Source organism: Comamonas sp. E6, assembly GCF_001010305.1.
GTDB classification, from domain to species: Bacteria; Pseudomonadota; Gammaproteobacteria; order Burkholderiales; family Burkholderiaceae_C; genus Comamonas; species Comamonas thiooxydans.
On record NZ_BBXH01000016.1, the window covers coordinates 55,559 to 81,331 of the forward strand.

24 protein-coding genes are annotated in these 25,773 nt (G+C 61.7%); 12 read left to right on the top strand and 12 right to left on the bottom strand.

Annotation, left to right across the window (positions count from 1 at the left end; translation table 11 throughout):
- The first annotated feature begins 25 nt into the window (after positions 1-25).
- The 3 genes from CSE6_RS14925 to CSE6_RS14935 all read left to right on the top strand — a co-directional run bounded on the left by CSE6_RS14925 (position 26) and on the right by CSE6_RS14935 (position 5,790).
- Positions 26-2,437 carry an acyl-CoA dehydrogenase gene (locus CSE6_RS14925; RefSeq protein ID WP_059440860.1) on the top strand — a complete coding sequence of 804 codons (2,412 nt, stop codon included), beginning with the start codon at positions 26-28 and terminating at the stop codon, positions 2,435-2,437.
- Between the two features lie 103 nt (positions 2,438-2,540).
- Positions 2,541-3,899, top strand: coding sequence for an MFS transporter (locus CSE6_RS14930; protein ID WP_059440861.1), 1,359 nt, complete (start codon positions 2,541-2,543; stop codon positions 3,897-3,899).
- A gap of 265 nt (positions 3,900-4,164) precedes the next feature.
- Positions 4,165-5,790: an AMP-binding protein gene (locus tag CSE6_RS14935; protein ID WP_059440862.1), complete on the top strand. Its 1,626-nt coding sequence runs from the start codon at positions 4,165-4,167 to the stop codon at positions 5,788-5,790.
- Positions 5,791-5,892: 102 nt separating this feature from the next.
- Here CSE6_RS14935 and CSE6_RS14940 read toward each other — a convergent pair whose 3' ends face one another.
- The 3 genes from CSE6_RS14940 to CSE6_RS14945 form a co-directional block, all read right to left on the bottom strand.
- Complete coding sequence (locus CSE6_RS14940; RefSeq protein WP_059440863.1) at positions 5,893-6,333, bottom strand: hypothetical protein; 441 nt, start codon at positions 6,331-6,333, stop codon at positions 5,893-5,895.
- A 260-nt stretch (positions 6,334-6,593) separates the two neighbouring features.
- A complete protein-coding gene (locus CSE6_RS26710; protein WP_274522628.1) occupies positions 6,594-6,872 on the bottom strand; it encodes an amidohydrolase family protein in 279 nt (92 codons plus the stop codon).
- Entirely contained in the window at positions 6,866-8,308 is a 1,443-nt protein-coding gene (locus tag CSE6_RS14945; RefSeq protein WP_274522629.1) for an amidohydrolase family protein, read from the bottom strand. The genes CSE6_RS26710 and CSE6_RS14945 overlap by 7 nt, the downstream gene beginning before the upstream one ends.
- A 297-nt stretch (positions 8,309-8,605) precedes the next feature.
- On the opposite strand from CSE6_RS14945, the gene CSE6_RS14950 reads away from it, so the two are divergent.
- Both CSE6_RS14950 and CSE6_RS14955 read left to right on the top strand, forming a co-directional pair.
- Positions 8,606-9,901: an MFS transporter gene (locus tag CSE6_RS14950; RefSeq protein ID WP_238585713.1), complete on the top strand. Its 1,296-nt coding sequence runs from the start codon at positions 8,606-8,608 to the stop codon at positions 9,899-9,901.
- The gene (locus CSE6_RS14955; RefSeq protein WP_059440864.1) at positions 9,898-10,623 is read left to right on the top strand and encodes an EthD domain-containing protein; all 726 of its coding nucleotides are present in this window, start codon (positions 9,898-9,900) and stop codon (positions 10,621-10,623) included. The genes CSE6_RS14950 and CSE6_RS14955 overlap by 4 nt, the downstream gene beginning before the upstream one ends.
- A 176-nt stretch (positions 10,624-10,799) precedes the next feature.
- Here the strand turns inward: CSE6_RS14955 and CSE6_RS14960 are convergent, their stop codons facing one another.
- From CSE6_RS14960 to CSE6_RS14970, 3 genes are all read right to left on the bottom strand, one after another.
- The gene (locus CSE6_RS14960; RefSeq protein ID WP_034360249.1) at positions 10,800-11,909 is read right to left on the bottom strand and encodes a Rieske 2Fe-2S domain-containing protein; all 1,110 of its coding nucleotides are present in this window, start codon (positions 11,907-11,909) and stop codon (positions 10,800-10,802) included.
- A 158-nt stretch (positions 11,910-12,067) separates the two neighbouring features.
- A complete protein-coding gene (locus CSE6_RS14965; protein WP_034360252.1) occupies positions 12,068-12,904 on the bottom strand; it encodes an SDR family NAD(P)-dependent oxidoreductase in 837 nt (278 codons plus the stop codon).
- A 22-nt stretch (positions 12,905-12,926) separates the two neighbouring features.
- Entirely contained in the window at positions 12,927-14,261 is a 1,335-nt protein-coding gene (locus CSE6_RS14970) for an MFS transporter (protein ID WP_233425231.1), read from the bottom strand.
- Between the two features lie 124 nt (positions 14,262-14,385).
- On the opposite strand from CSE6_RS14970, the gene CSE6_RS14975 reads away from it, so the two are divergent.
- The 3 genes from CSE6_RS14975 (at position 14,386) to CSE6_RS26100 (ending at position 17,046) form a co-directional block, all read left to right on the top strand.
- A complete protein-coding gene (locus CSE6_RS14975; RefSeq protein WP_059440865.1) occupies positions 14,386-15,810 on the top strand; it encodes a coniferyl aldehyde dehydrogenase in 1,425 nt (474 codons plus the stop codon).
- A 237-nt stretch (positions 15,811-16,047) separates the two neighbouring features.
- The gene (locus tag CSE6_RS14980) at positions 16,048-16,818 is read left to right on the top strand and encodes a glucose 1-dehydrogenase (RefSeq protein ID WP_034360265.1); all 771 of its coding nucleotides are present in this window, start codon (positions 16,048-16,050) and stop codon (positions 16,816-16,818) included.
- A gap of 84 nt (positions 16,819-16,902) precedes the next feature.
- Positions 16,903-17,046 (top strand): hypothetical protein, encoded by a 144-nt coding sequence (locus CSE6_RS26100; RefSeq protein WP_165571734.1) that lies wholly within the window; start codon positions 16,903-16,905, stop codon positions 17,044-17,046.
- Positions 17,047-17,079: 33 nt separating this feature from the next.
- On the opposite strand, the gene CSE6_RS14985 is transcribed toward CSE6_RS26100, so the two are convergent.
- Positions 17,080-18,015, bottom strand: coding sequence for a LysR family transcriptional regulator (locus CSE6_RS14985; RefSeq protein ID WP_059440867.1), 936 nt, complete (start codon positions 18,013-18,015; stop codon positions 17,080-17,082).
- Positions 18,016-18,094: 79 nt separating this feature from the next.
- Between CSE6_RS14985 and CSE6_RS14990 the strand changes: the two genes are divergently transcribed.
- From CSE6_RS14990 to CSE6_RS15005, 4 genes are read left to right on the top strand one after another with little or no spacing between them, the layout of a single operon-like run.
- A complete protein-coding gene (locus CSE6_RS14990; protein ID WP_059440868.1) occupies positions 18,095-18,733 on the top strand; it encodes a DsbA family protein in 639 nt (212 codons plus the stop codon).
- A gap of 50 nt (positions 18,734-18,783) precedes the next feature.
- Entirely contained in the window at positions 18,784-19,683 is a 900-nt protein-coding gene (locus CSE6_RS14995; RefSeq protein WP_059440869.1) for an MBL fold metallo-hydrolase, read from the top strand.
- A 17-nt stretch (positions 19,684-19,700) separates the two neighbouring features.
- Positions 19,701-20,093 carry a nuclear transport factor 2 family protein gene (locus CSE6_RS15000; RefSeq protein ID WP_059440909.1) on the top strand — a complete coding sequence of 131 codons (393 nt, stop codon included), beginning with the start codon at positions 19,701-19,703 and terminating at the stop codon, positions 20,091-20,093.
- Between the two features lie 18 nt (positions 20,094-20,111).
- Positions 20,112-20,372: a hypothetical protein gene (locus CSE6_RS15005; RefSeq protein ID WP_059440870.1), complete on the top strand. Its 261-nt coding sequence runs from the start codon at positions 20,112-20,114 to the stop codon at positions 20,370-20,372.
- A 52-nt stretch (positions 20,373-20,424) separates the two neighbouring features.
- On the opposite strand, the gene CSE6_RS15010 is transcribed toward CSE6_RS15005, so the two are convergent.
- From CSE6_RS15010 to CSE6_RS15030, 5 genes are all read right to left on the bottom strand, one after another.
- The gene (locus CSE6_RS15010) at positions 20,425-21,258 is read right to left on the bottom strand and encodes an aminoglycoside phosphotransferase family protein (protein ID WP_083994745.1); all 834 of its coding nucleotides are present in this window, start codon (positions 21,256-21,258) and stop codon (positions 20,425-20,427) included.
- A gap of 279 nt (positions 21,259-21,537) precedes the next feature.
- Positions 21,538-22,029 carry a hypothetical protein gene (locus CSE6_RS15015; protein WP_034396802.1) on the bottom strand — a complete coding sequence of 164 codons (492 nt, stop codon included), beginning with the start codon at positions 22,027-22,029 and terminating at the stop codon, positions 21,538-21,540.
- 237 nt (positions 22,030-22,266) lie between these two features.
- Positions 22,267-22,743 carry a GNAT family N-acetyltransferase gene (locus CSE6_RS15020; RefSeq protein WP_034396803.1) on the bottom strand — a complete coding sequence of 159 codons (477 nt, stop codon included), beginning with the start codon at positions 22,741-22,743 and terminating at the stop codon, positions 22,267-22,269.
- A 123-nt stretch (positions 22,744-22,866) separates the two neighbouring features.
- Complete coding sequence (locus CSE6_RS15025) at positions 22,867-23,451, bottom strand: nucleotidyltransferase family protein (protein ID WP_059440871.1); 585 nt, start codon at positions 23,449-23,451, stop codon at positions 22,867-22,869.
- 187 nt (positions 23,452-23,638) lie between these two features.
- Positions 23,639-25,765, bottom strand: a complete 2,127-nt coding sequence (locus tag CSE6_RS15030) for an NAD(P)/FAD-dependent oxidoreductase (protein ID WP_059440872.1) — start codon at positions 25,763-25,765, stop codon at positions 23,639-23,641.
- Between the last annotated feature and the right edge of the window lie 8 nt (positions 25,766-25,773).

The following is a 25,773-nucleotide window of genomic DNA, read 5'->3' on the forward strand; positions in this document are numbered from 1 at the left end:
TGGAAGATTGGGTGGAGACAAAAAGATGAACTTCGATTTCAGTGACGACCAGAATGCATTGCGCAACGAAATACGAAAATTCCTGACCAGGGAATCGCCGCTGACGCAGGCGCGTGCCTTGCTCGAGGGCGAGGGTCACCATGCCCAGGACGTATGGAGCGGCATGGCCCAGCTGGGTGTGAGCAGCCTGATGCTGCCGGAGGACTGTGGCGGTATCGGCCTCGGTGCCATGGAGATGTGCGTGGTGGCCGAAGAAGTGGGCCGCCAGCTCAGTCCCGTGCCTCTGGCATCGACCATGTATCTGGCGGTGCAGGCCGTCCTGCTATCTACACAGGAGCAGTCCGCGCAACGAAGGCAATGGCTGCTGCCGGTTTCGGGTGGAAGCATTGGCTGTCTGGCAGCGCCGACGGACGGGCAGGAGCCGCCATACGCTCTGCCCCTGTTTGACGGCAAGACCTTGAAGGGGGAGTGTCCGCTGGTGGCCGATGGCATGGCCGCGCAATGGGGGGTGGCGCTGGCGCGCAATGCGATGGGGGCGGATGTGCTGGTGGCCTTCAGGTGTGACGGCTCGGTGCAGCGCAAGAAGCTCAAGACGCTGGATCCTTCCAAGCCCTATGCCTTGTTGCGCTTTGACGGCACGGCGGCCGAGCAACTTGACGGAGCCAGCAGCGCTGCCCAGGTGCTGGCACGCGTGCGCAATCGTGCTGCCGTCATGCTGGCCTTTGAACAGCTGGGAGCAGCCGACGCCGCGCTGGAGATGGCCTGCCACTATGCCAGGGAGCGCAAGGCCTTTGGCCGGCCCATTGGGTCCTATCAGGGCATCAAGCACAAGCTGGCCAATCTCTACACCAACAACCAGCTGGCCCGTGCGCATTGCTACTACGGAGCCTGGGCGCTGACGGCAGACATGGCTCTGGCTGATGGTGCGTCCGAGCTGCCCGGCGCAGCCGCCGCAGCACGCGTGAGCAGCACTCAGGCGCTGTCGGATGCTGCACAGGAAAACCTGCACACCCATGGCGGCATGGGCTATACATGGGAGCTGGATTGCCATCTGTTCTACCGCCGTGCGCGTCAGCAGGCCGTGGAGCTGGGCAGTATCCACGCCTGGCGCGAGCAGGTGGCGGCCGAGTTGCAAAAGCGATTGCTTGCTCCTGCGAAAGAGACGATTGTGCAGAGCTCGACCGCGGCTGACCGCCAGTCCATGGACTTTGAGGACACGCCCGAGGAAGCCGCCTTCCGCGCCGAATGCCGCGCCTGGCTGCAAGCCAATGCCGAGCCCAAGGCCAGTGCCGACGACTACTTCGGTCGTGATATGACTGCCGAGCAGCGCATGGAGGCAGCCCGGCTCTGGCAGGGCAAGAAGGCAGCAGCGGGTTTTGGTGCGATTACCTGGCCCAAGGTGCTGGGTGGCCGGGGCGGTACACCCATGCAGGAGCTGATCTGGCGCCAGGAGGAGGGGCGGGTCAAGGTGCCAACGGGCATGTTCAACGTCAGCCTGGGCATGGTTTTGCCATCGGTGATGGCGCACGCCAGCGCCGAAGTGCTGGCCCTGCATGTGGCCCCGGCACTGGGCGGAAAAAACCTCTGGTGCCAGTTGCTGAGTGAACCCGGCGCAGGCTCTGACCTGGGCATGGTGCGTACCCGTGCCGAGCGTGCGACCGATGGCCGCGAGGGATGGATCGTCAACGGCCAGAAGGTCTGGACCTCTCTCGCGCAGTTTGCCCAGTTTGGTCTGGTATTGGCTCGTACCAATCCCCAAACCAGCAAGTTTGAAGGCTTGACCACTTTCTTCCTGGACATGAAGTCGCCCGGCATTACCGTGCGCCCGATTCGCCAGGCAGGGGGAGAGTCCGAGTTCAACGAAGTCTTCTTCGAGGACGTGTTCGTGCCCGATAGTCAGATGGTGGGCAAGCTGGGCGGTGGCTGGAAGGTCACGTTGACAGGCTTGATGGCAGAGCGCCTGGCCATTGGCGGAGTGATGCCCGCCGAGCTGTGGCGCACCACGGCTGGCTTGCTGGCCGATCATCGATTTGACGGCAGGCCGGCGCTGCAGGACGGTCGCCTGCGCGAGCGCTGGGCCGACCTCTATCTGAAGGAGCAGGCGCTATGGCTGCTGCAGTGCCGCGCTCTGACGGCACTGAGCAAGGGTCGACAGCCCGGCCCCGAAATGAGCGGCGCCAAGAACGTGGCTGCTGCCGCGCTGCAGTCCTTTAGCTATTTCGCCATCGACTTGCTGGGCGAGCGCGGCGTGCTGGCCGCCAGCGAACTTGGAGAGCGTTTTGCCATGGTGGAGCGCCTGTGGTTCGGCTCTGCCGGCATGCGCATTGCGGGCGGTACCGACGAGGTGGTGCTCAACAGCATTGGCGAACGCGTGCTGGGGCTGGCTGCCGAGCCCCGTGCGGACAAGGACCTGCCTTTCTGCGAACTGCTTGCCTAGTGACTTGGCGCGGCACACCGCAATGTGCCGCGTCCTTTTTACTGGGCATACAAGACTCCATTCAATCCACGTGGCGGAGATCACGTTTTTCAGGAGACAGGAAATGAGTGCATCTGCTGCGGCCCGTGTGCCGCAAGCCGCTTCGGCCAGGGTGATGCCGGCCAGCAATGTGACGGGCTGGCGTCGTCACTATCTGCTGCTGGTGCTGTTGCTCGTCTATGGCGTGAGCATGATAGACCGTCAGATCATGGGGGTGCTGATTCAGCCCATCAAGCAGGAGATGGGGGTTTCGGACAGTGCCATGGGCCTGCTCACGGGTCTGGCCTTTGCTCTGTTCTACAGCATTCTGGCAGTGCCATTTGGCCGCTTTGCCGACCGTACCAACCGCCGCAACCTGATTGCCTGGTGCTGCGCCGGCTGGAGCGTTGCCACGGGTCTTTGCGGCATGGCGGTGGGCTTCTGGAGCCTGACGGCTGCTCGTGTGGGCGTGGCTGTGGGCGAGGCGGGCAGCACGGCGGCATCGACCACCATGATCGCCGACGTCTACCCGCCCGAACAGCGCAGCCGAGCCATGAGCGTGTTCAGCCTGGGCCCGCATCTGGGCTCGCTGGTGGGCCTGGGCGTGGGAGCCTGGATTGCCCAGCACCATGGTTGGCGTGCGGCCTTTCTGTGGCTGTCTGTGCCCGGCGTGCTGATCGCTTTGGTGCTGCGCATGACTTGCCGTGAGCCTGTGCGCGGCGCGCAGGAGGGGCGTGCCGTGGTGCAGGCAGCAACCGAGAAGTTCAGCGAGGTGATGTCAGCCCTGGTGCGCAACAAGGCGTTTGTGGGCCTGGGGCTAGCCAGCATGCTGATGGCGTTCTCGGGCTATGCGATCGGCATGTGGAATACCGCGTTTCTGGTGCGCTCCCATGGTCTTCAGCTCAAGGACGCGGGCGCCATCATGGGATTCATCGGCGGGCCGGGGGCGATTTTCGGGGCTTTGCTCAGTGGCTGGGTCACTGATCTGATGGCAAGGAAGGATGTGCGCTGGCAGATTGGAGTTCCGGTTCTGGGGACGCTGATTTCGATTCCGCTGGGGCTGGCTTTCTATCTGAATGATTCTGCGGGACAGTGGACGCTGGCCGGCCTGCAGATTCCGCATGCGATTGCCTACTACGGCCTGTTCTCCATCTTCTCCAGCTTCTGGGCCGCGCCGGTGTTTGCTGCACTGACCAATGTGATTGCCTCCAGCCGTCTGGCGACTTCTCTGTCCATCTACAACCTGCTGCTGACTGCAGTTGGTGGTGGTCTGGGACCTCTGACGGTGGGTCTGCTCAGCGATGCATTCATCGTTCGGGCGGGCAGTGAATCGCTGCGCTGGGCGCTGGTCTGCATGCTCGCCTTTTATGCGCTGGCACTGCTGATCTATGCCTGGACCATCAAGCCCTATGTATCGATGGTGACTGCGAAAAAGATCGCTTGAAGCGATCTGGAAACAGACGATGGAGAGAGTTTCCACTGAGATTGTGCTTTCTTCGACTAAGTCTTGGGGAATGCCTTGGCGGAAGTTTTTTAAGGGTAGGTGCTGTTGGGGGCTGCTTGCCTATCTGCGAGCATGCACCCTCGAAACCACAAGGGTCTGCACCAGGTTCAAGCAGACGATGAATGTGGACAGGCCGTCGTCGAGCATTGCAGCACCTGCGGGACAAGTGGATTCGTAAAAACGGGAAGACAGACGGAGACAAGAGATGACACGGACCTTCAATCTGGCGGATATTTTTGAGTTGGTGGTGCAAGCTGTGCCGGATCGCATTGCCTTTGGCTGCGGCAGGCAGAAGCTCAGCTTCAAGCAGCTCGATGAGCGAGCCAATCAGCTGGGCAATGCGCTGCGTGCGCGTGGCATAGGACGGGGCGACAACGTCGGCATCCAGCTCTACAACTGCGCCGAGTATCTGGAGGCCTTTTTCGCCTGCAGCAAGATCGGTGCCGTGCCGGTCAACGTCAACTACCGCTACGTGGCCGATGAGCTTCAGGGGCTGTTCAACAGCCTGGACCTGCGCGGCCTGGTCTATGGTGCGGACTTCGATGCGTCGGTGCTGGAAGTCATTGCCCTGGTGCCCACTTTGCGTCTGGCGCTGCGGGTTGGCGAGGAGCGCCATGGCCTGCCCAGGACAGTGCAACCCTACGAGCGCGTATTGGCCGAAGGTGGACGGGAACTCACGGACGCCGAGCGCAGCGATGACGATATCTTCATGCTCTGCACCGGCGGCACCACGGGGTTGCCCAAGGGGGTGATGTGGCCGCATAAATCCTTGTTCATGGGGGCCTTGGGCGGTGGCGGCTATTACTTCCGCAGACCTCCCATCGAAAGGCCGGAGGAGCTGCTGCAACTGGTACCCAACGGCCCGGCGCTGGCCTATCTGGCGGCGGCACCGCTCATGCATGGCGCAGCCATGTGGGCCACCCTGATCAGCCTGTTTTCCGGACATCCGGTCTATGTGAATGATCGCAAGAACTTTGATCCCGTACACATGCTGGATCTGATCGAGCATCACCAGATCAATGTGATGGCCGTGGTTGGCGATGCCATGGCCTTGCCCATCATCCAGACGCTGGAGAAGAACCCCGGGCGCTGGCCGCTCAAGTCACTGATGATCTTCGGCAATGGCGGTGCCGTGTTCTCGCGTCATCTGCAGGAGCGGCTGCTGGTGCAGGTGCCTCATCTGGTGCTCAACAACGGCATGGCCAGCTCCGAATCCGGAGTCTTGGGCGGAGGGGAGAAAACGCCCGAGGGCGAAGGCTTTATGCGCATCGCGCCGCGTCCCGACCTCAGCGTGATCTCCGAAGATCTGCGCATTCTGACGCAGCCAGGTGAGGAAGGCATTCTTTCGCGCCGTGGTCACATGCCCCTGGGCTATTACGGAGATCCCAAGAAAACGGCCGAGACCTTTGTGATGGTCGAGGGCAGCCGCTGGGTGTTGACAGGGGACAGGGCCCGCATCGACACCACGGGTGAATATGTGGTGCTGGGCCGTGGTTCGCAGTGCATCAACACAGGAGGCGAGAAGGTTTACCCCGAAGAGGTGGAGGAAACCGCGCGCCGCTACCCGCCGGTTCAGGATGTGGTGGTCGTGGGCCTTCCTGACGAACGCTGGGGCAGCAAGGTGGTGGCCGTGGTGCAGGTGCAGCAGGGCCACGAGTTTGATCTGCAGGAGTTCGAAAAGATCTGCCGCAGCAATCTGTCGGGCTACAAGCTGCCGCGCGCCGTGTATCTGGCCACTGAAGTCAAGCGCAGCCCGGCAGGCAAGGCGGATTACCGCTGGGCCAAGGCCTATGCGGCAGAACATGAACCGCTTGGCGCCGTAGCGGCCTGAACCGGAGGGAAGAACAGTTACAGACAGCACAAGGGATACCCTGTTCGTCGCGCCTGACGACGGGATTTAAAGGAGGCTCCGGCCTCCTTCTTTTTTTTATCTTCAGCGTGGCGCAGCGCAGATCCGGCGGGCAGTCTTCTCGGACTTCAGCGCCACAAAGGCTTTGGCTTGCGTGTCATAGCGGTGTGCAATCACATACCGGCTGCAGCGATCCGAATAGCGCGCGCAGGTCTGCATGGCAATGCAAAGATGGGGCCCGTTCCCCCAGACCTTGGCGGGCGGCCGGTCGTAAATGCCTTCGTACAGCGTCTGCTCCTGCGCTCCCCCGTCATTCCATCTGGCCACGATTTCAGAAGAGAAATGGTCAAAGCCTGCGCTGCTGTAGCCCACCTCGTAGTCAATCGTGCCCAGCGGGGTGATGGAAGTGCGGCCCGTGACCTGCTTTTCCCAGGCCGCAGCTTCCTGCGCGCTGCAAGGCATGACGCAAAAGCTCAGCAGCATGAGCCAGGTCTGAGGCGGGATACGGAACTTGCGCAAATGCATGGGGTATGGACGTGGAAGATGACGGGGTCACTATATCGCTGGCATCCACATGGCGTGAACACGATCTGCTCGATGTGCCTGCTCAAGGCGCTTGGTCGAGGCGCCCTATTTCTGCGAAGGAGGCCAGGGAGGATGATTGCTCGCAAGCAGGGCGGGTCTGACGGATCTGGTCCGTTTTTGGATGAGGAGGGGATGAAAAACGAGCGCAGGCCTCAAGAGCCGGGCTTGCTTCGAGGCCTGGTGGGGAGGATCGGCAGCGCTCAGCTGACCCTGTGCTCGCTGCGCTTGAGCAAGCGGCCCGGCAATGCATCGGTGGCCATGCTGTCGCGGTAGGTGATCTGGCCGGACTTGATGGTGTAGCGATAGCCCTGCGCGCCTTGCAGGAAGCGCTTGCCGCCGGCGGGCAGGTCGCGAGCTATGTGCGGCGGCAGAATTTTGAGTGCCTGCAGATCGATGAGGTTGAGATCTGCCAGTTTGCCGACCTGCAGGACTCCTCGGTCGGCAAATCCGTAGAGCGAAGCCGGCCGCTGCGTCAGCATATGGACGGCCTGCTCGATGCTGAACAGGCCGCGCTCGCGCACCCATTCGGTGAGCAGAAAGGTCGTGGCGCTGCCGTCGCAGAGGTGCCCACATGGGCACCGCCATCGCCCAAGGCGGGTACGGTGTGGGGATGGCCGAGCAGCTCGTGCAGGGCGCTGCAGTCATGGTCCAGATAGTTGGCCATGGGCAGATAGACCAGTGCCTGACCTTCATTGCCCAGCATGAAGTCATACATCCAATCCAGCGGTGGCTGGCCGGCTGCGTCGGCCAGAGCCTGAACCGAATCGCCTTCTTGCGGCAGATAGTTGGGCTCTTGGCCGCTCCAGGGGTACATGCCCGCAAAGTTCTGGCCGAAGTACTCCATGAACAGGTGGGGATTGCGGTCCTTCTCGCCGAGGATGGCGCTGCGCGTGCCTGGTCGGGACAGCTCTTTGATGCGTTCTGCCGGACTGAGCTGTGCCAGCGCTTCATAGCTGGGCTTGCAGGAAAAGGGGTTCAGGCTGCATTCAAACCCCATGAGTACGCCCACAGGGCGGTTGAGCACCTGGCCCATGATGCGCAGCCCGCCGGCATTGGCTGTTTCAATATGCCGTAGCAGCTCTCGGTGCAGCTGCGGGCGGTGCGGATACTGAAGCACGGTGAGAGTGCCGGCGCAGCCCGTGCCCTGACTGACGCGTGTGAGAATGCTGAATTCGTCCTCGATGTGCTCGAAGTCCGAGATCATCTGGAAGACGCTGTTCGGATAGCTCTTGAGCGAGAGTCCCAGCTCCAGCAACTCCTCGCTCACGGCCTGGTACATGGGGGTGAAGTCCCCCGACTTGGAACGATGGGCCATGGTGCGCGAGGTTGACAGACCAACGGCTCCGGCTGCCAGGGCTTGCTTGATCAGCTCCCGCATGTTGCCGATGTCCTCGGCATTGGCCTGCTCGCGCCGTATGGCGCGCTCGCCCATGGCATAGACGCGCAGCGGACCGTGAGGCAGCAGGGCTGCAATATCGATGTCGTAGTGCCGCCCTGCCAAGGCTTGCAGATACTCAGGAAAGCTCTCCCAGTTCCAGGGCAGGCCTTCATGCAGCGCGGTGTCGGGGATGTCTTCCACGCCCTCCATGAGCTCAATCAGCGTGTCGCGGTCCTCGGGCCGGCAGGGGGCAAATCCCACGCCGCAGTTGCCAATCACTGCGGTGGTCACGCCCTGCTGGGAGCTTGGCCAAAGCCTTTCATCCCAGGTCGCCTGACCGTCAAAGTGGGTATGCACATCCACAAAGCCCGGCGTCACCAGCAATCCGTCGGCATCGATTTGCTGCGCGGCGGCTCCCAGGTCTTGGCCGATGGCGGCGATGCGCCCGTTGCGCACGCCAAGGTCTGCGCGGTAAGCAGGGGCGCCGGTGCCGTCCACGATGCGGCCGTTGCGGATCAGCAAGTCGAATTGCTGCATGTGTCAGTCTCCTTGAGGTTCTGGCATGCGGTCGAGCCCGCAGCCGCATTCCATTAAGAGGCAATCCGCACCCAAGGCCAATCCGGGTTAGGGAATCGTCCGTTGGGACGATGTGAGGGCGGCTGCTCATGACCACGATGCTCAAGGCGGCGCCATCGGACTCGACATGGATGCGGCCGCGATGCGAGACGTGCGCGAAGACCTGCTCTCGCGCTCCTTGCGTCCGAGGGCAGACAGCGCTGCTGAGGCGTGAGCAGCGACGAGAGCCATGACGTGATGCAAAAAACCAAGAAAACAATGACAAACAAAAATCATCAAAGCTCATCAAGAGTGTATGTGCTGGCGCTGCTGACGGCCTTGTCTGCCCTGACCTTCATGGACCGGCAGATCCTGGCTGTGCTGCTGCAGCCCATCAAGCAGGAGTTCGGCTTCTCGGACTTGCAGATCGGCCTGATCACCGGACTCGGTTTTGCGCTGACGTTCGCAGTGCTGGGCATTCCTCTGGGACGACTGGCAGACAGAAAAGAGCGCCGCAGCCTGATTGCCTGGTGCCGTGGCGTTGGTGGCAGCGTGGCGGCGCTGGGCGCGCTGGCCACTGGCTCGGGTGGACTGACTGCATCGCGCGCCGGTGCCGCATTGGGGGATGCCGGTGGCGGCGCTGCGTCCATGTCCATACTGGCCGATCTGTACAAGCCCCATGAGCGCTCGCGTGCCATGAGTGTCTTTGGTGTCGGCAATGCGATGGGCGCCTTGCTGGCCTTGCTTCTGGGGCCGTTGTTTGCCGAGTGGTGGGGGTGGCGTGTGACCATGGTCATCATTGGTGTGGCCATCATGGTCTTGTCCCTGGTGCTGCGCCTGAGCATCAGCGAACCCGTTCGGGCCATCGCGCAGGTGATCTCCGAGCCGCAGGACGGCCGGCAGCAGGCCAAATCTGCCGTCGCCTTGATATGGAGCGAGCCCGTGACCCGATTTCTAATCGTGGGCGCTGCTTGTGTCCTGATCGCGGGAATCTCGATCGGCGCCTGGAATGTGGCTTTGCTTGCGCGGCGTTTCGATCTCAGTCTCAAACAGGCGGGGACGATTTCTGCAGGGGCCGCTGTGCTCTCGGTCTCGGGCAGCCTCTTTTCTGGCTGGTTGACGGACCGGCTGGCGCGCAGCGATGTGCGCTGGCAGATTCGCATCCCCGTGATCGGTACCAGCCTGGCCATGGTGCTGGGTTTTGGCTATCTGCTGGTGGGCTCGGACATGTTCATGCTGTCCATGGCCTGCATGTTGATTTATTCGTTCTTCACATCCTGGTGGGCTCCGGCCACCTACGCTGCCTTGAGCCTGGTCGTGCCGACCGAGCGGCGAGCCACGGCCAGCGCCATGGTGTTGATGGCCGGAGCCCTGCTAGGCAACGGAGTGGGGCCTATCGTGGCCGGCTGGCTCAGTGATGTGCTCAACACTGTTGCGCCCGGCGAAGGCCTGCGCTATGCCATGGCGATCATGATGTGCACGCTGCTGCCCGCGGTATGGGCGTTTTACCGTGCTCTGCAGCATTACCCCGGCGCCTATCGCAAGGCCCACGCGCCCGTGGTCGCTGCCGCATGAAGGCGGAAAAAGTGACCGAGAAGGATTCTTGCGTCGTCTGGAAGATGATCTATCTGGCGCGGCGCAACCCGGCGCTGCGCCCAGAGGAGTTCGCGCAGGCATGGCGCGAGCATTCCGCGCTGGGCCGCCAGTGTCGCAACGTGGGCCAGCGCGTCAAGGCCGTGGCCCAGTGCTCACGCCATCTGCAGGCAGATGCCGCAGAGCTGGGCAAGGACTATGACGGCGTCAACCTCATGGTGCTGGCCGAGCGCGAAGCGGGCTCTGCGATCTGGAGCGACCCCGAAACCCTGGCCGTCATGCGCCCCGACGAGCCGCGCGTGTTTGCCGACTATGTTCGCAATTTCTCGCTGCTATGCCGTCAGCAGGTGTTGCGTGGCAACCTGTGCACAGATGTCTTGCCGCAGCATAAACAAGTCATGTTGATCGGCTTTTTGCAGCGCAGCGACGTCTGGCGGGGTGCTGCGGCCTTGCCGGAGATTTGTCCACCGCAGTGGCAAAGCCTTGCTCTGGACCTGGCCAGCCGCATTGTCTGCAACACCATTGATGAGCAGCCTCCTTCCGGCTACGGCTACCGCCATGTGGTCGAGTGGTGGTTTGACACGGTGGAGCAGGCGCAGGCGGCAGCGGCTTCACTCGATGTCTCGGCCCGTGCGCAGGACGGCGAGTTCGGCTGGGGCGAGCATGTCTTCATGCTGACGGAGGTGACACATGCCAGACCTTGAGGGATTGAAAAGATAGTAGCTGCTTGCGCTTTATGAATAAGGATTTCAATATGTTTTGTATTGAATTTCCATGGAGATAAAGCGCTGGAAGCTATGGTTTTAAAAGGCAGACCTTCACCCCGACAAAAAAAGGCCCATGCAAGCGCATGGGCCTTTGGCCTTGGAGATTCTCGGGATCAGGCCGTCGCTTCCTCGGCTTCCTGGGTATAGGCCACCATTCCGCGAGGAATGTACCTGCCTTCGCACTGGTCCAGATACTCGGCCGCCTTGGCGCGGGGGTTGTAGAACTGCTTGTACCAGATGCGGGCCTTGAGGAAGGCGCCGTCACTGGGGATGAACAGCGGGTTCAGGCAGGGCGCCTTCTGAGACCAGACTTCGAAGTCCTGAGCAAAGGCCAGGCGGCTGGCCTCCTGGTACTGTTTGGCCGCGATTTCGTCCGCCTTGGTGGGCAGGCCGCCGTGTGCAGTCTTGACCAGCAGGTTGTGCCAGACCTTGATCCTGCCGTCCTCGATGGGGGTGTGCATGATCATCATGAAGGAGTTGAACATGCCGCTGACCTTGGAGACCAGGATGGAGGGGCCGTGGTACCAGGTGTCGGTGTGCAGATCGGCGCTGGCGCCGCCTTCGCCCACCAGGGTGCGGTGACCGCCGCACTGGCGCTGGATGGCGTTGTGGCCCTTGAACTCGTTCTCGAAGCGCGCCACGGTGGAGCCGTGGATGGGGCTCAGATGACCATAGTCGGCAATATTGTCCACGACCTCCATGGGGTGCTGGTTCAGCTCGCCCAGGTAGTCCCACTGGCCGTTGACATAGGTCTCGTCATGCCAGTCGCCAAAAGTGGGCAGATCGTAGTCGGGCTCGCCGCCTTCGGGATCGAACCAGACCCAGATGGCGCCGTACTGCTCAACAACCTTCCAGCTCTTGACCGCAGCCGCTGCCGGAATGGCTCCGTCGTGATAGGGGATGTGGTTGCACTTGCCGTCCGCGCCGAAGCGCCAGCCGTGATAGGGGCAGCGGATGCCGTCGCCTTCCACATTGCTGCCGCCGCCGTCGATCACCACATAGCTGGTGGCATTGGGCGCTGCCAGATGGGTCTTCATATGGGGGCAGTAAGCGTCCAGCAGCACGACCTTGCCGCTTTCGCGGCCACGGTACAGCGCGAAATCCTGGCCGAAGAAGCGCACGGCCACGGGCTTGTGGGTGTCGAGCGCCTTGGCCTCGGAAATCATGAACCAGCCACGTGGGTAGGTGAATTCACCGAGGCGGTAGTCCTTCGTGGTTGCCATTGCAGAGGTCTCCGTATTTAGTTTTGGACGGATGAATCTTCTGGCAAGCGGCGTCGCCGCGCATACTCTGTTTGGACGAGTGAAGGCGCGGCTTTGATCTGGCGCAAACCGCACAGGGTTTGCCCTTGGTTGGGTGTTTGCGCACGCTTACCTGCGGCTCACATGGTCGCAGCCACGCGCTCTTTGTGAAGTGGTTGCAGGTCAATCATGGTGTAACTCTTGGCCAGTGGCAGAGCGTCTTTCTCAGTGCCCAGCCAGAACAGTGCCGCCGCAATTTCTTCGGGGGTGGAGGCACCATAGCGCTGAGCCAGCAGGCCATCGTCGCCCAGCGTGGCCTTGACGGCCTCGGTGCTCACCACGCCGGGGTTGACGCTGAAGGCGCGCACATTTTGCTGCTTGTATTCGGTGTTGATGCAGCCGGCCAGGCGCGCGATGGCGGCCTTGGAGGCTCCATAGGCAAAGCCCCAGCCGCCCTGGTCGGCGGGCACGGGCGGGTTGTACTGGCCCGCAGCCGAGCACACATTGATGATGCGGCCGCCGCCTTGTGACGCCATGGCCGGCAGCAGGCGCTGAGCCAGATGGAAAGGGGCGATGACATTGCCCAGCATGGAGCGCTGCAGCGACTCAGCCGTTATCTCGGGGATCAGGTGGTTGATTTCGCGGTTTTGGTAGACGGCGTTGTTGATCAGCAGATCGACACGGCCAAAGCGTGTCAGTACGGCGTCGGCGGCCTTGTCCAGGCTGCTCAGGTCCATCAGGTCCATGACATGCGGAAACACCTCGCCCCCAGCGGCCTCAATGGCCTTGGCTGTGGACTCCAGACTGCCGGACAGAAGCTGGCCGTTGGGCAGGCGCAGCTGGTTTTCCATCTGCGCACCTTCGGTCAGCGTGCGGGCGGTGATGGCCACGCGCCATCCCTTGGTGGCAAAGAAGACGGCGGTTGCAGCGCCAATGCCGCGGCTGGCACCGGTGATGAGAACTACGGGTCGGCTCATGAGAGTCTCCAATTTTTGATGATCAGGCGGCATTCATCTGCAACTGCTGCAGGCGCTGCTTATAGGGGCGGATGGCCAAGGCGAAGAAAAGCGAAGTGATGACTAGCAGCGAGGTCACACCCATCAGCGCCCAGCGCAGGCCTTCGGAGCCATGGGTCCGGGCAAAGTAGTCCGACAGAATGCCGGTTACCAGTGGACCCAGGCCCACGCCCAGCAAGGTCATGAAAAGATTGAGAAGTGCCGAGGCGACGCTGCGTTCGGCTGCAGTCACCATCTGGCTGACGGCGCTGTATGAGAGCGTGGCAAACCAGCTCGCAAAAAAGCCGAACAGCAGGGCGAATGCCATGGCATAGGGGACCTTGATGCCGGCAACCGTCCAGAAGTCGGATACAGGCCAGAAAAACACGGCGACGCCTGCAGGCACGGCGCAGAAGGTGCCCATGGCGGCCAGACGCAGCTGCCAGCGCGAGTCGCGCTGGGTCAATCTGTCGCTGAGCCAGCCGCAGAACATGGCGCCGAACACGGCCCCCAGGCCGCTGGCCAGGCCGAACACCAGGCCGGCGTGAGAGATGCTCATGCCGTGAATGCGCATGAAAAAGCTCGGCGCCCAGACACCGTAGCCATAACCTGCAATACCGGCCACGCCGCAGGCGATGCAGATATAGCGCAGCGGCGCCATGCCCAGCAGGCGCCTTATCTGGCGAAACATGGATTCGCGCGGAGCACTGTCTTGAGCTGCGGGCTTGATGCTTTCATAGGCGCCACGTGCCGGCTCCTTGACAAAGAAATACACCAGCAGCGCAAGAATGACGCCCGGAATGCCGAAGGCGAGAAACACGGAGCGCCAGCCGTAATGCTGGGCCACCATGCCGCCTATGACCAGTCCCAGCAGCGTTCCCAGGTTGGGGCCCATCATGAACAGACTGATGGCAAACGAACGCATCTTGGGAGGATACAGATCCGAGACTATGGACACCGAGGGCGCCATGCCGCCGGCTTCGCCCACGGCCACGCTCATGCGGGCCAGCAGCATGTGCCAGTACTGGGTGGCCATGCCGCAGGCAGCGGTGGCAAGGCTCCAGATCCCGCAGCACAGGGCCACGATGTTGCGGCGGTTGCGTGTGTCGGCCAGACGCCCCACAGGCACACCCAGCATGGCATAGATCAGACCGAAGGCCAGCCCCGTGAGCAAACCCATCTCGGTATCTGAGGCGCCGAATTCCTGTTTGACGGGCTCCAGCAAAATAGACAGAACCTGTCGGTCAATGAAGGAGAAAATATAGACCAGCGCCAGCAGGGCGAGGCTGAGATGAGTGCGCCAGCTGACGGCGGGAGGCGGAGTTTGAGGGGTGTGCATGCGCTGCATCGTGCGAGGGGCTTAGGGTTATGCCATCGTCTTTTTGGACGACGACCGCGAAATCCGGAGGTCTGAGCATGTGCCTTCCGTTCATGGCTTTCAAGAGAAATATCGAGGAGACAAAATGACCCAGACGAATTCGTCCATCGGCATTCGCCAGTTGCTGGACATGCAAAAACAGGCCTTTATCGAAGAGGCTGCGGTCAGCGCCGATGTGCGCATGCAGCGCATTCAGCAAGTCATCGATATGCTGGTGGAGCACAAGGAGGAACTTTGCCAGGCCATGGGCGAAGACTTTGGTGGCCGCCCCGCCGTGTTCTCGCTGGCCAATGACATTCTTGGCTCGCTCTCCTCGCTCAAGCATGCACGCGATCACCTCAGGGACTGGCTGGGTGACTCCGAACGTCCCAGCGTCAAACCCTTTGACATGTTTGGCGCCACGGCCTGGGTCAAGTACCAGCCCAAGGGCGTGATCGGCATCATCGGCACCTGGAATGCACCGCTGTTCACCTTGCTGTCGCCGCTGGCCTGCGCGTTCGCGGCTGGCAACCGGGCCGTGCTCAAGCCCTCCGAAATTGCGCCGCGTACGGCCCAGGTGCTGGCCGAGGCCGTGGCCAGGCGCTTTGATCCCCAGGTGCTGGCCGTGGTGCAGGGAGGCCCCGAAGTGGCTGCGGCGTTTGCCGAGCAGCCCTGGAACCATATGGTCTTCACGGGCTCCACCAGCGTGGGCAAGCTCATCATGGCTGCTGCCGCCAGGAACCTGGTGCCCGTGACGCTGGAGCTGGGTGGCAAGTCTCCCGTGCTGGTGGGCGATTCCGCCGACATCGCCAATGCGGCCGAGCGCATCGCCGTAGGCAAATCGCTCAACTCCGGCCAGCTCTGCGTGTCACCCGACGTGGTCTGGGTCCATGAATCCCGCCTGCAGGCGCTGGCCGATGGCATTGTCTCGCAATACCAGGCGCTGTATCCCTCGGTGACAGGCAACGCAGACATGACGCCCGTGATCAACGAGCGCCACCACGCACGTGTGAAAGCCTATGTCGATGATGCCAAGGCGCGCGGTCTGACCGTGCTGGAAGTCGGTGCCGCGCAAGCCGGCGCAGACCGCCGCCTGCCGCTGGCGCTGGTAGTCAACCCGCCAGCTGAAGCGGAAATCTCTCAGCACGAAATCTTTGGCCCGGCCGTGGTGCTGCGCAGCTTCCAGAACATCCGCGACGCCGTGGCCGCGATCAATGCCGGTGAGCGCCCGCTGGCTCTGTACTACTTCGGTAGCGACGAGACGGAGCAGAACTGGGTGCTGGACAACACGCTGTCCGGCGGTGTCTCCATCAATGATGTGGTCATGCATCCGGCGCTGGAGGATGCGCCGTTTGGCGGCGTGGGCGCTTCGGGCATGGGCCACTATCATGGCCGCGAGGGTTTTCTCGAGTTCAGCCATGCCCGCTCCGTCTACAAGGCCGGCAACCACGACCCGCGTCGCGAGTGGGGCATGCTGCCGCCCTATAACGAGCAGTTCGAACAGATGCTGCAGGCAGCAGTCACCCCCTGAGCCGTTGCGCGGCGGCGGGGCCGCTTTGGCCCTTGCTCGCTGCCCCTGATCTGGACTTTGCCTGATTCGCGGCTCTGCCCTGGTGCAGCGCTATCAATTTCAAGGGCTCGATTCTTGCGTGTTGACGCAAGCTGCCGGGGCTGACCATGGGGCTTGTCCCATGGTCCGTTTGGCTGATGTCCTGAAAGCGTTTCGTACAGAGCATGGGCGGGTCTGAACGCAATCATAGGAAGAGACATGAACGAGATTTTTCGCCAGTTTTCGCTGGAGGGGAAGGTGGCCGTGGTGACCGGCGCGGGCAAGGGTATCGGTCGTGCATGCGCTGTCACGCTGGCGAAGGCCGGCGCCGATGTGGCGCTGTTTGCGCGCACCGAGGCGGATCTGAAGGCAGTCAAGGCCGAAATTGAAGCGCTGGGCCGCCGCGCCATTGCCGTGCAGGGCGATGTGAACAAGGAAGAAGATCTGGACAAGCTCATCGTCCGCACTGTGGAGGAGCTGGGCAAGATCAATGTGCTCATCAACAATGTGGGCGGTGGCGGCCCCAACGACCCGCGCAAGGTGGCGGGCAAGGCCGTGGGCGACATGCTGGCGTTCAATGTGGTGCCTGCATACACGCTGATTCAGAAGGCGGCCGCGGCCATGGAAGCTGCGGGTGGCGGAGCCGTGGTCAATATCTCGTCGACGGCGGCACGCTACTCGCAAAAGTACTTCAGCGCCTATGGTGCGGCCAAGGCCGCTCTCAACCAGATGACACGCTGCCTGGCGCAGGACTTCGGTCCCAGGGTGCGTATCAACGCCATCGAGCCCGGCACCATCATGACCGATGCACTGGCGCCGTTTCTCACGCCGGATCGCAAGGAGCGCATGGAAAAGACCACACCCATGGCACGCATGGGCCAGCCCGAAGACATCGCCAGTGCCGCGCTGTTTCTGGCCAGCCCCGCATCGAGCTGGGTGACCGGTAAAGTGCTGGGGGTGGACGGAGGTGTGGAAGCGCCCAACTTCTGAGTCTGATGGCATCGCTCAGGCGGGAGCGACCGCCTCGCACAGAAAAAGGGGGCTTGGGCTCCCTTTTTCTATGCACTCTTGACGATGTCGCTTGAACTCGATCCGCAGCAGGAATCGAGCCGCTGCGTTCCCGGTCAAGCGCAATTGCAAGGTCTGCAAGCTGCTGCCCGGATGGCGTGGCTGCTGTGTGGTGGTGGTCCGATGTGGCTTCAGCATGCCATCGCCTGAGCCGCTTGTCAGCTGTCTGATGGCCGACCTTGGTCATGCCCTGGAGCGGATTTGCTCCTGCATCAGGTCCACGAAGGCTTTGACCTTTGCCGGTCGGAATCGTGCGGTCGGGAACACGGCATGAACGCCCCCCGATGGCAGCGACCAACTGGGTAGCACCTGTATCAGCGCGCCGCTCTTCAAATCATCGGCCACGGCAAAGTCGGGCAGCACCGACAAGCCAGCCCCATGACGCACGGCTTCGCGCACGGCCAGTGTCGCATCGAGCGAGATCGCAGGGTGCACTGTCACGCTCTGGCGGTCCAGCTCGCTGCGCGAGAAGCTCCAGTTGCAGGGTTCACGCAAGGCCGTGTTCGCGACAAAGGGCAGCTCGCTGATGTGCTGTGGCTGTTTGAGCTGCGTCACTTGCCGGCGCAATGAGGGAGCGGCGACCAGCAATTGCCTGAAGCTCCCGATCTGACGGGCCTGTACATTCAAGTGGGAAAGCCAGCCGACGCGGATTGCCAGCTCGACCTGCCCCGACATCAGATCAAGCGGCTGGTCGCTGAACACGGCGTCCACCTTGCATTGGGGGTAGTGCCGCGTGAACTCGGTGATGGCTGGCACCACTGCCGTGATGCCATAGTCCAGCGGGGCGGTCAGACGCAAGGTTCCCGAAGGCTCGGCCGCAACTTCCCCCAGCTCGTCGAAAGCATCGCCCGCTTCCTTGAGGATGGATGCGCAGCGTTGATAAAAGATCCGGCCTGCATCGGTGGGAACGACCTTGCGGGTGGTGCGGGTCAGAAGCGTCGTGTGGAATTCGCGCTCCAGCCTTGCGACCTGCTGGCTGACCACGGCCTTGGTGATGCCCAGCCGGTCCGCAGCCGCCGTGAAACTGCCGGTTTCCACCACGGCTGCAAAGTAGGCCAGGCGCTTGAGATTGGCAAGCCTGCCGGCGACGGATTCTTCTGAATTGTTTGCTATTGACATACAGTTTATCTATTCGATCAGGCTTTTTCTGTCAATGCTTTGTTCCTACGATCACGGTATTGAAGCAAAGGAGCCCTCGGTGACCAAGACCCTGCATTACGTATTCGACCCCCTGTGCGGCTGGTGCTACGGTGCCGCCGCAGCGGTGGCGGCTCTGGGCAAAGTGCCTGAGGTTGAACTGCGCCTGCTGCCCAGCGGCCTTTTCGCAGGCGCGGGTGCACGTCTCATGGACGATGGCTTTGCCGCCTATGCCTGGAGCAACGATCAGCGCATCGAGCGCCTGACGGGCCAGCGCTTTAGCGAGCGCTACCGCAGCCATGTGCTGTCGGATCGTCAGCAACTGTTCGACAGCGGCCCAGCCACTCTGGCGCTGAGCGCCGTCAGTCTGTGCACCCCAGAGCATGAGCTTGACGCCCTTGAGGCCATTCAGCATGCCCGCTACGTCAATGGCGAGGACATCACGCAACCGGACACGTTGATGGCCGTTCTGCAGGCCCTGGGGCTGGAGCAGGCTGCTGCAAGCCTGCTCCGGTCCGATGGAGAACTACTGGCTGCCAATCGCGCCCGCATCGAAGGCGCAAAGGTGCTGCAGAGCCAGCTTGGCGCGCGTGGCGTTCCAAGCTTCATCCTGGAAACCAATGGCCAGCGCCAATTGCTGAACTCCAGTGCCGCTTACTCCAACCCGCAGGCCTTTGCCGAGCAGCTCAGCGCGGCCTGAGCCTTTCGCGTCTGACCCCCGCCATTTTTGAAATTCACTGAAGGACCATCATGATGAATCGTCGAGACTTTGTTCAAACCGCCGCCGCTGCCGGCATTGTCACAGGCCTGGCTGGTTGCGCCGCAGCTGTGAGCGGCCATTCCACGCTGCAATGGAAGCACTTTCCCGCAGGCGACAAAGGCTTCTTCCGTGCGCCCGTGCTGCTCTCGGGCGATAGGGAGGCCATTCTCATCGACGGCGGCTTTTCCCTGCCCGATGGACGCGCCGTGGCCGAAGCCATCAAGGCATCGGGCAAGCAGCTGACCACCATCTACGTCAGCCAGAGCGACCCGGACTATTACTTCAGCCTGGGCCCGATCAAGGCCGCCTTCCCCGCCGCCAGGGTGCTGGCAGCCTCCGACACCATTGCCGCCATCCGTGCCAATGTGCAAAAGAAGATAGCTACCTGGGCGCCCCAGCTCAAGGAGAACGGTCCGCAGAAGCTTGCCGACATCGTCTTTCCTGAAGCCTATGACGGCCCTGCACTGATGCTGGAAGGCAACACCATCGAAATCGTCAAGGCACAAGGACTGGAGAACCGCCGCTACCTGTGGGTCCCCTCGCTGAATGCAGTCTTCGGTGGCGTGCTGATCTTCTCCGGGTTGCATGTGTGGACGGCCGATACCCCGACGGCAGCCTCTCGCGCGGCCTGGGTAAAGAACCTGGAAGCCATCGCTGCGCGCAATCCGGCCGTGATCGTGCCGGGCCACCTGGGCGCGCATGGAGCGCTGGATGTTTCGGCCGTGAACTACACCCGCGAGTACCTGCTGGCCTTCGAACAGGAGCTGGCCAGGGCGGCCAATGGCGACGCGCTGATCGCAGCCATGAACAAGCGCTACCCTGACGCCGGCCTGGCCGCCGCGCTGCAGATCGGCGCAAAGGTGGCCATGGGTGAGATGAAGTGGGGCTGAAGCCCGGGATGCACACCATGACCACCAATCTGGATATCATCCGCGCGACCTACGAAGGTTCGTCCGAAGAGAACGGCAGGAATCTGCTGGCAGCACTGGCGCCCGATGCTCAATGGACCGAGGCCGCCGGTTTTCCCTATGCAGGAACTTATGTCGGCCCGCAGGAGATCGTCGCGGGCGTGTTCCAGCGGCTGGCGACGGAGTGGGACGGCTACAGCGCCAAGGTCCACACCTACCTGGCCGATGGCGACCGTGTGGCAGCTTTCGGCGTCTATTCGGGAACCTACCGCAAAACGGGCAAGGCGATGACGGCGGGCTTCGCTCACTTGTACCGGCTCAAGGAGGGCAGGATCACGAGCATGGAGCAGTATGTGGACAGCCACCTGGTGCAGCAGGCGCTGCTGGCCTGAGCGCGACGGAGTCCTGTCATGAGCGAAGTCAATGCGCAGCTGCAAGTCATTTTGTCGCTGATGCGAGCCGGGCAATGGAATGCCGCGCACGATGCCGTGCAGCGACATGAAGGCCTGCTCGCGGCCTGGCTGCACGGACTGCTGCATCTGCAGGAAGGCGATCTGGAGGACGCCGAGAACTGGTATGAGCGGGCAGGCCTGCGCTTCAGGCAGCGCGGCACGCTGCAGCAGGAGCTGGCTCGGTTCGAAGCGGCGCTGCGCGCTCGGTCCGGCGCGTGAACCCGAGGCCGGCCGTCCGAGAGCCGGCTTTTTGGCGGCAGAGCTGGAAGCCTCATCCCAGTGCCTGTCGGGCGAGATGCGCAACGGCCAGCTGCCTGTTGGCCCTGGTGCGCTCTCCGTCCTCCAGGAACCAGGCTGCCGACAAAGCGGCGTGAGCCATCACCCATTTGAGTAAACGCCAACGTTCCAGCCCCGTGACATTGATGACTACTTCAAGCTGCCGCGCAAAGCGCCCCGGGTCGGTGCAAGTCTCCAGGTCGGGGTTGCACAGCACGCTAACGTAGTCGTAGTACCGCTCACCTGTGACGCGCTTTGGATCTATCGCCAGCCATCCACGTCTGTCGAAATCGAGTATGTTGCCATGGTGCGCGTCGCCATGCAGGACGACAGGCTCGCGCTGCTCATGCAGCAGCTCAGCTGCCACCGTTGCGCATTCGGCCATCAAACCGCCTTCCTGCTGCGCCATCAACGCGAGTGACCTAAAAAAATCCGTCAGCGGCAGCAGTTCTTCGGGTGGTGCCGAGGATCTCTTTGAATGCAGTTGCTCGATGGTGTGGCAGATACAGCTTGTCGCTGCATCATCTTCGCCTTCTCTAGCCATGTGCAGCAAATGCCTGGAGCCGGTTGCGCGCTCCATCAGCAGCGCTCCTGAATCTTGGTCGCAAGCATAGACTTGCGCTGCGCCATTGCAGTCCCACCATTGAAGCACTCTGCCGCCGATGCGCTCGTCAAGGTTTCGCGTGATCTTGATCATCGCAGGAAGATCTGCCCAGTTCCTTGCAAGGATGACTGGCAGAAGGTCACTTGTATGAGTTGTGAAGGGGTCACCAGCCGCCTTCGCACTCCAGCGGTGGAGATGGATATCAAACAGGTCAAGGTTGGGCATCTGGCTGATTTTCGAGCTAACTCATGCAATCCGAAGATGTGGTGCGATATCCAATGTCCGCTGACGGCTGTGGTTTCAACGGGTCAATGCAGCTCCTTGACCGGGGCTCCGCAGTGTCGGGCATGCCTGGGAAGGTCGGCTGGGTGGTGTGCTCAATTTCTCCGGCATTACATTCTTCCGGTGCTCAAGTCAGCTTCCACAAGCAGCCAAGGCCATGCTACGGACATTGGTCGCCCTGAAAGGGCCCCCGACTTCTGAACAAGGGTCTTGTCCGGAGGTTCAGTCCTCGCTCTCACGCGGGTAGCCTGCGTCTGCCCAGTGCTGTGCAGAAGCACGGGTGAGACTATGGTCCGGCCGGACTCGTACCTTGGCCAATTCGCTGCCGTCCGCCGCGGTGGCCGTGAGAGTCGCCGTGGGATTGTCCTCATCGGGCTCAATATCGAGAGCCACCGTCACGCGCAATCCGCGAACTTCAATCTGTATGGCTTTGTGCAACAGCGCTGCCTGGTGCTGCTCATGGCGACGTATCACTTCGCTGGCAGTTTTCACCAGCGTGTTGAAGGCCGACACGTCAAGAGGCTTGGGATTCTTCTTGTCGCGCCCCATGGTCCATGGTCCGACCAGAGCTGGTTCCGCCTGGCCGTCCTGAGTCATTGACACCGCCCATCCATCGTCGTCTTCATTCTTGATGACGCGGGCTTCCCAGCCCTTGTGGTGCCAAAGGCGGTCTTCGAAGATGGAGACGTCTTCTGGTTCGAGTTCTGCTGGCATGTCTGGACTTTTCCTGGAGCTATCAAGTCCAAAGTCTACTGTTTCTTTATACAGCTCGTGAGGCTGGGTCTATCTCGAGCTGGACGCTGTGGGCCATGCATGCCCTGACCAGGTCGATGCAGAGGCCGGCATTGGGCAAGAGCGTCCTGGTTGAAAGCAGCGGCTGCATTCGAGCATCGAGTCAACCCAAAGCCAGCATTAATTGACGAGCCTCATTCGCCCATCTGGAGTGAGAGACTACAGTTCATGGCTATACACGATGAAACCGCTATGTTTGGCTAACTTGTCGTAGAGCGCTCGGCCGGCTTCATTGGTTGCTTGTGTTTGCCAATAGACGCGATTTGAGCCAGCCAGCATTGCTTGCTTATAGACCTTGCTGATCAGGGCCTTTCCAACTCCAAGCTGACGCCTTTTCGGGGCCGTGAAAAGATCCTGCAGATAGCAGACCGGACCAAGTCTCGTAGTACTACGGTGAAATATGTAATGCGCTAGACCAACCACTTCTCCTGCATCTTCAGCGACCAGCGCAAATACAGGTTCGATGGGATTGAAGAATCGCTCCCAGGTCTTTTGGGTAATTTCCTTCGCCAGTCCGGTAGCTCCGGACCTTCCATAGAAAGCGTTATAGCCATCCCAGAGTGAAAGCCAGGCTTCAAAGTCATGTGGCTGGACTTCTCTTACTACGACAGTTGTTGCAGCGTCACTTTTAGACATGGGAAAGACTTTTCATAGTGCGAGCCGTGAGTAAATTGAACGGCCTGCACCGAAGTGTAAGGTCTGCTCGTGGCCGGTAGGCCACCGTCCCAGCACGACCCTGGGCGGACATGCAGGCACACATCAGAGTGCATCAATTCTCTGAGGCTGATGACCGTGGGCAACGATTCGCAGCCATGGCCAACGCGCTTGGTAAGACTCGGCCTTTTGCTGGAAAAGCTCACGATGCGGCGTCAATGGATTGAGTGCCAAAACTCCGTCATAGATCAGATCCAGGCTGTTCGGTGCATAGAGGCCGCCTGGGCGAAGACCCACGCAGGTAGCTGGGATCAGGAATCGGTCTATTCCCTCGCAAGAGCTTCGCAGTGCCTCATATGGGCGACCGAAATATGACTCGTACCACAAGTGAACCCGAGCTTGGTTCGTGACTTCAATCCTGATGCCAAGGTCGCGTAAAACGCGATCGGCATGTGCTTGCATCTTCTGCTCCGCACCGTCAGTGGTGCTCGATGGATCAAAGTAAAAGAGATCGTAGTCTTTGATGGAATCCTCTGGATTCCGCTGCGCCTGCAAATTCCAAACTGTCTGAAATAAGCAGCCTGCAACAAGCCAGCCATCTGGAAGATTCAAATCATCCCAGCGTTCAAGAATCGTACGATTGTTGATATTTTGGAGGACATCCGCAACGAAGCGCTCAGGCGTAGGCATCGGGACAGTCAATCCTTGGTGGAGCAAAAGTGAGAGGCAGGTTCGAGCCTATTTTGCTGCAGTTGCGGAGACCCGCTTCCGGCCAGATTAAGCCTCTTGCTCCGTTCTACCGAAATGCGATGACTCCAATAGAAAACCGCCTGCGTGCATGGAGCGCGCAGGCGGTTTCAGCTATCAAGGAGTATCTTCAGACTTCGCGTCCGGCCTGATGGCCTGAATGCATGGCGCCCTCGATATAGCCCAGGTCCTGGCAGTCGCCGATGCGGCGCACGGGAGTCCGGGTAAGGGATTGCAGTTGGTCGGCAACGGCGGAGTCAGCCTCGGCTCCAATGGCCAGCACCACGGAGTCGGCTGGCGTGCGGTATTCCTCGCCTTTTTTGTCCGTCCAGACGACTTCCTTGCGCTCGATGCGCGTGACGTTGGACTGCATCAGCAGCTTGCCGTGCTTCTTCACGGCGTCGTACACGCGCCAGCGGCGCACGATGGCCAGCTCGGTACCGGGATGGGTGCCGGGGTCCAGTACGGTGACTTCGCGGCCGCGATCGAGCAGGAACTCGGCCAGTTCCAGGCCGACCAGGCCTGCGCCGATGATGACCACGCGCTTGCCCAGGGGCATCCACAGCTTGGACAGGTTCTGGATCGCTGCCGTGCTGTCCGTCACCTTGAACATGCCGCCGGCCTTGAACAGCGCGCGCTCGGCCAGATTCAGCTTGGCCTTGGCAATTTCTTCGGCGCGATCGCCCGTCATCAGACGGCGCAGTTCGTCGCCGCTCCAGACATGGCTTTGCTGCGCGCCTTCGATGGCGGGCGCGGCACGCCTGGCGCCGGTGCCCACCAGAATTTCGTCAGGCTGCAGCTCGGCCAGCAGCCCGGCGTCGACCGTGGTGTTCAAGCGCAGCTGGATGTTCGGGTGGTCCATCTGCCGCACCAGATAGTCGAGCAGGCGGCCGTTCTCGGGATAGGCCAGTGCGGCAAAGAACAGCGTGCCGCCCAGGCGGTCGCTGCGCTCGACCAGCGTCACGCGATGGCCGCGAAGGGCGGCGACGCGGGCGGCCTCCATGCCCGAAGGGCCGCCACCGACGATCAGTACATGCTTGGGCTTTTCGGCAAAGGTGATGGTCCTGCTCGCCTCGTGGCCGGTCTGTGCGTTGACCGCGCACTTGATGCCCTTGTTGATGAAAATCTCGCTTACGCAGGCATAGCAATAAATGCAGGGGCGCACGCTCTGGGCGGCGTTGGCTTGCAGTTTGTTGGCCAGGTCGGGGTCGGCCAGCAGCTTGCGGCCCATGGCCACAAAGTCAATCTCGCCATTGCTGATGGCGGCGGCGGCGGCATCCAGCTCCCAGCGGCCGGCCGAGATGATGGGAATGCCGACAGCCTTTTTGATGCCGGTGGCAAATTCGCGATAGGCATTCTGCTTTTGCGGAATCGGTGCATCGGTGAAGGCCGTGCCTGTGGGCAGGCGCGCATAGGCCGAGACATTGATGGCATCCACGCCCAGCTCTTCGCAGAGCTTGGCGGTCTTGAGCGCCTCGTCCATGGTGATGCCGCCGGGCGTGTGCATTTCCTCGGCGTCGATACGCACCCAGATGGGGAAGTCGGCGCCCACGCGCTCGCGCACGGCAGTCAGCACTTCGCGCAGCAGGCGGCTGCGGTTTTCATAGCTGCCACCGTATTCGTCGGTACGGCTGTTGAAAAAGGGAGAGAGGAAGTTGGCGATCATGTAGTTGTGCGCGCAGTGCACTTCCACAGCATCGAAGTTGGCCTGCTTGGCGCGCAGGGCGGCCGCAGCAAACCATTCCACCATCTGTGCAATATCGGCCTTGTCCATCACGCGGTAGCGGTCGGGGTAGGGGCCAACTCCCACAAAGGTCGAGAACTCCTTGGGCGTGACGGTGCGCATGGCTTCGGCCACAGGGCCGTCGGGCGGAATCGAGGACACCCACATCTCGCGCCCGTGGGTGCGGTCATTGGCAGCGACCTTGCCGCTGTGATTGATCTGGATGGCGACTTTGCCGCCGTGCGAGTGAACGCGGCGCGTGACTTCGGCCAGACCGGGGATGAAGCTGTCGTTGGAGATGCCCAGTTGGTGCGGCTCGCTGGTGCCGGTGGGCCAGGAGATGGCGGCCGTGCCCATGATGATGAGGCCGGTGCCGCCCTTGGCACGCTCTTCGTAATAGTCCTGGGCGCGTTCGCCGCAGATACCGTCGGTGCCGCCGTAGTTCTCGCCCATGGGGGCCATGATGATGCGGTTCTTCAGCTCCATGGTGCCGATACGGCCCGGCTCCAGCATTGATGCGTGGGGATTGCTCATTTTGTTTC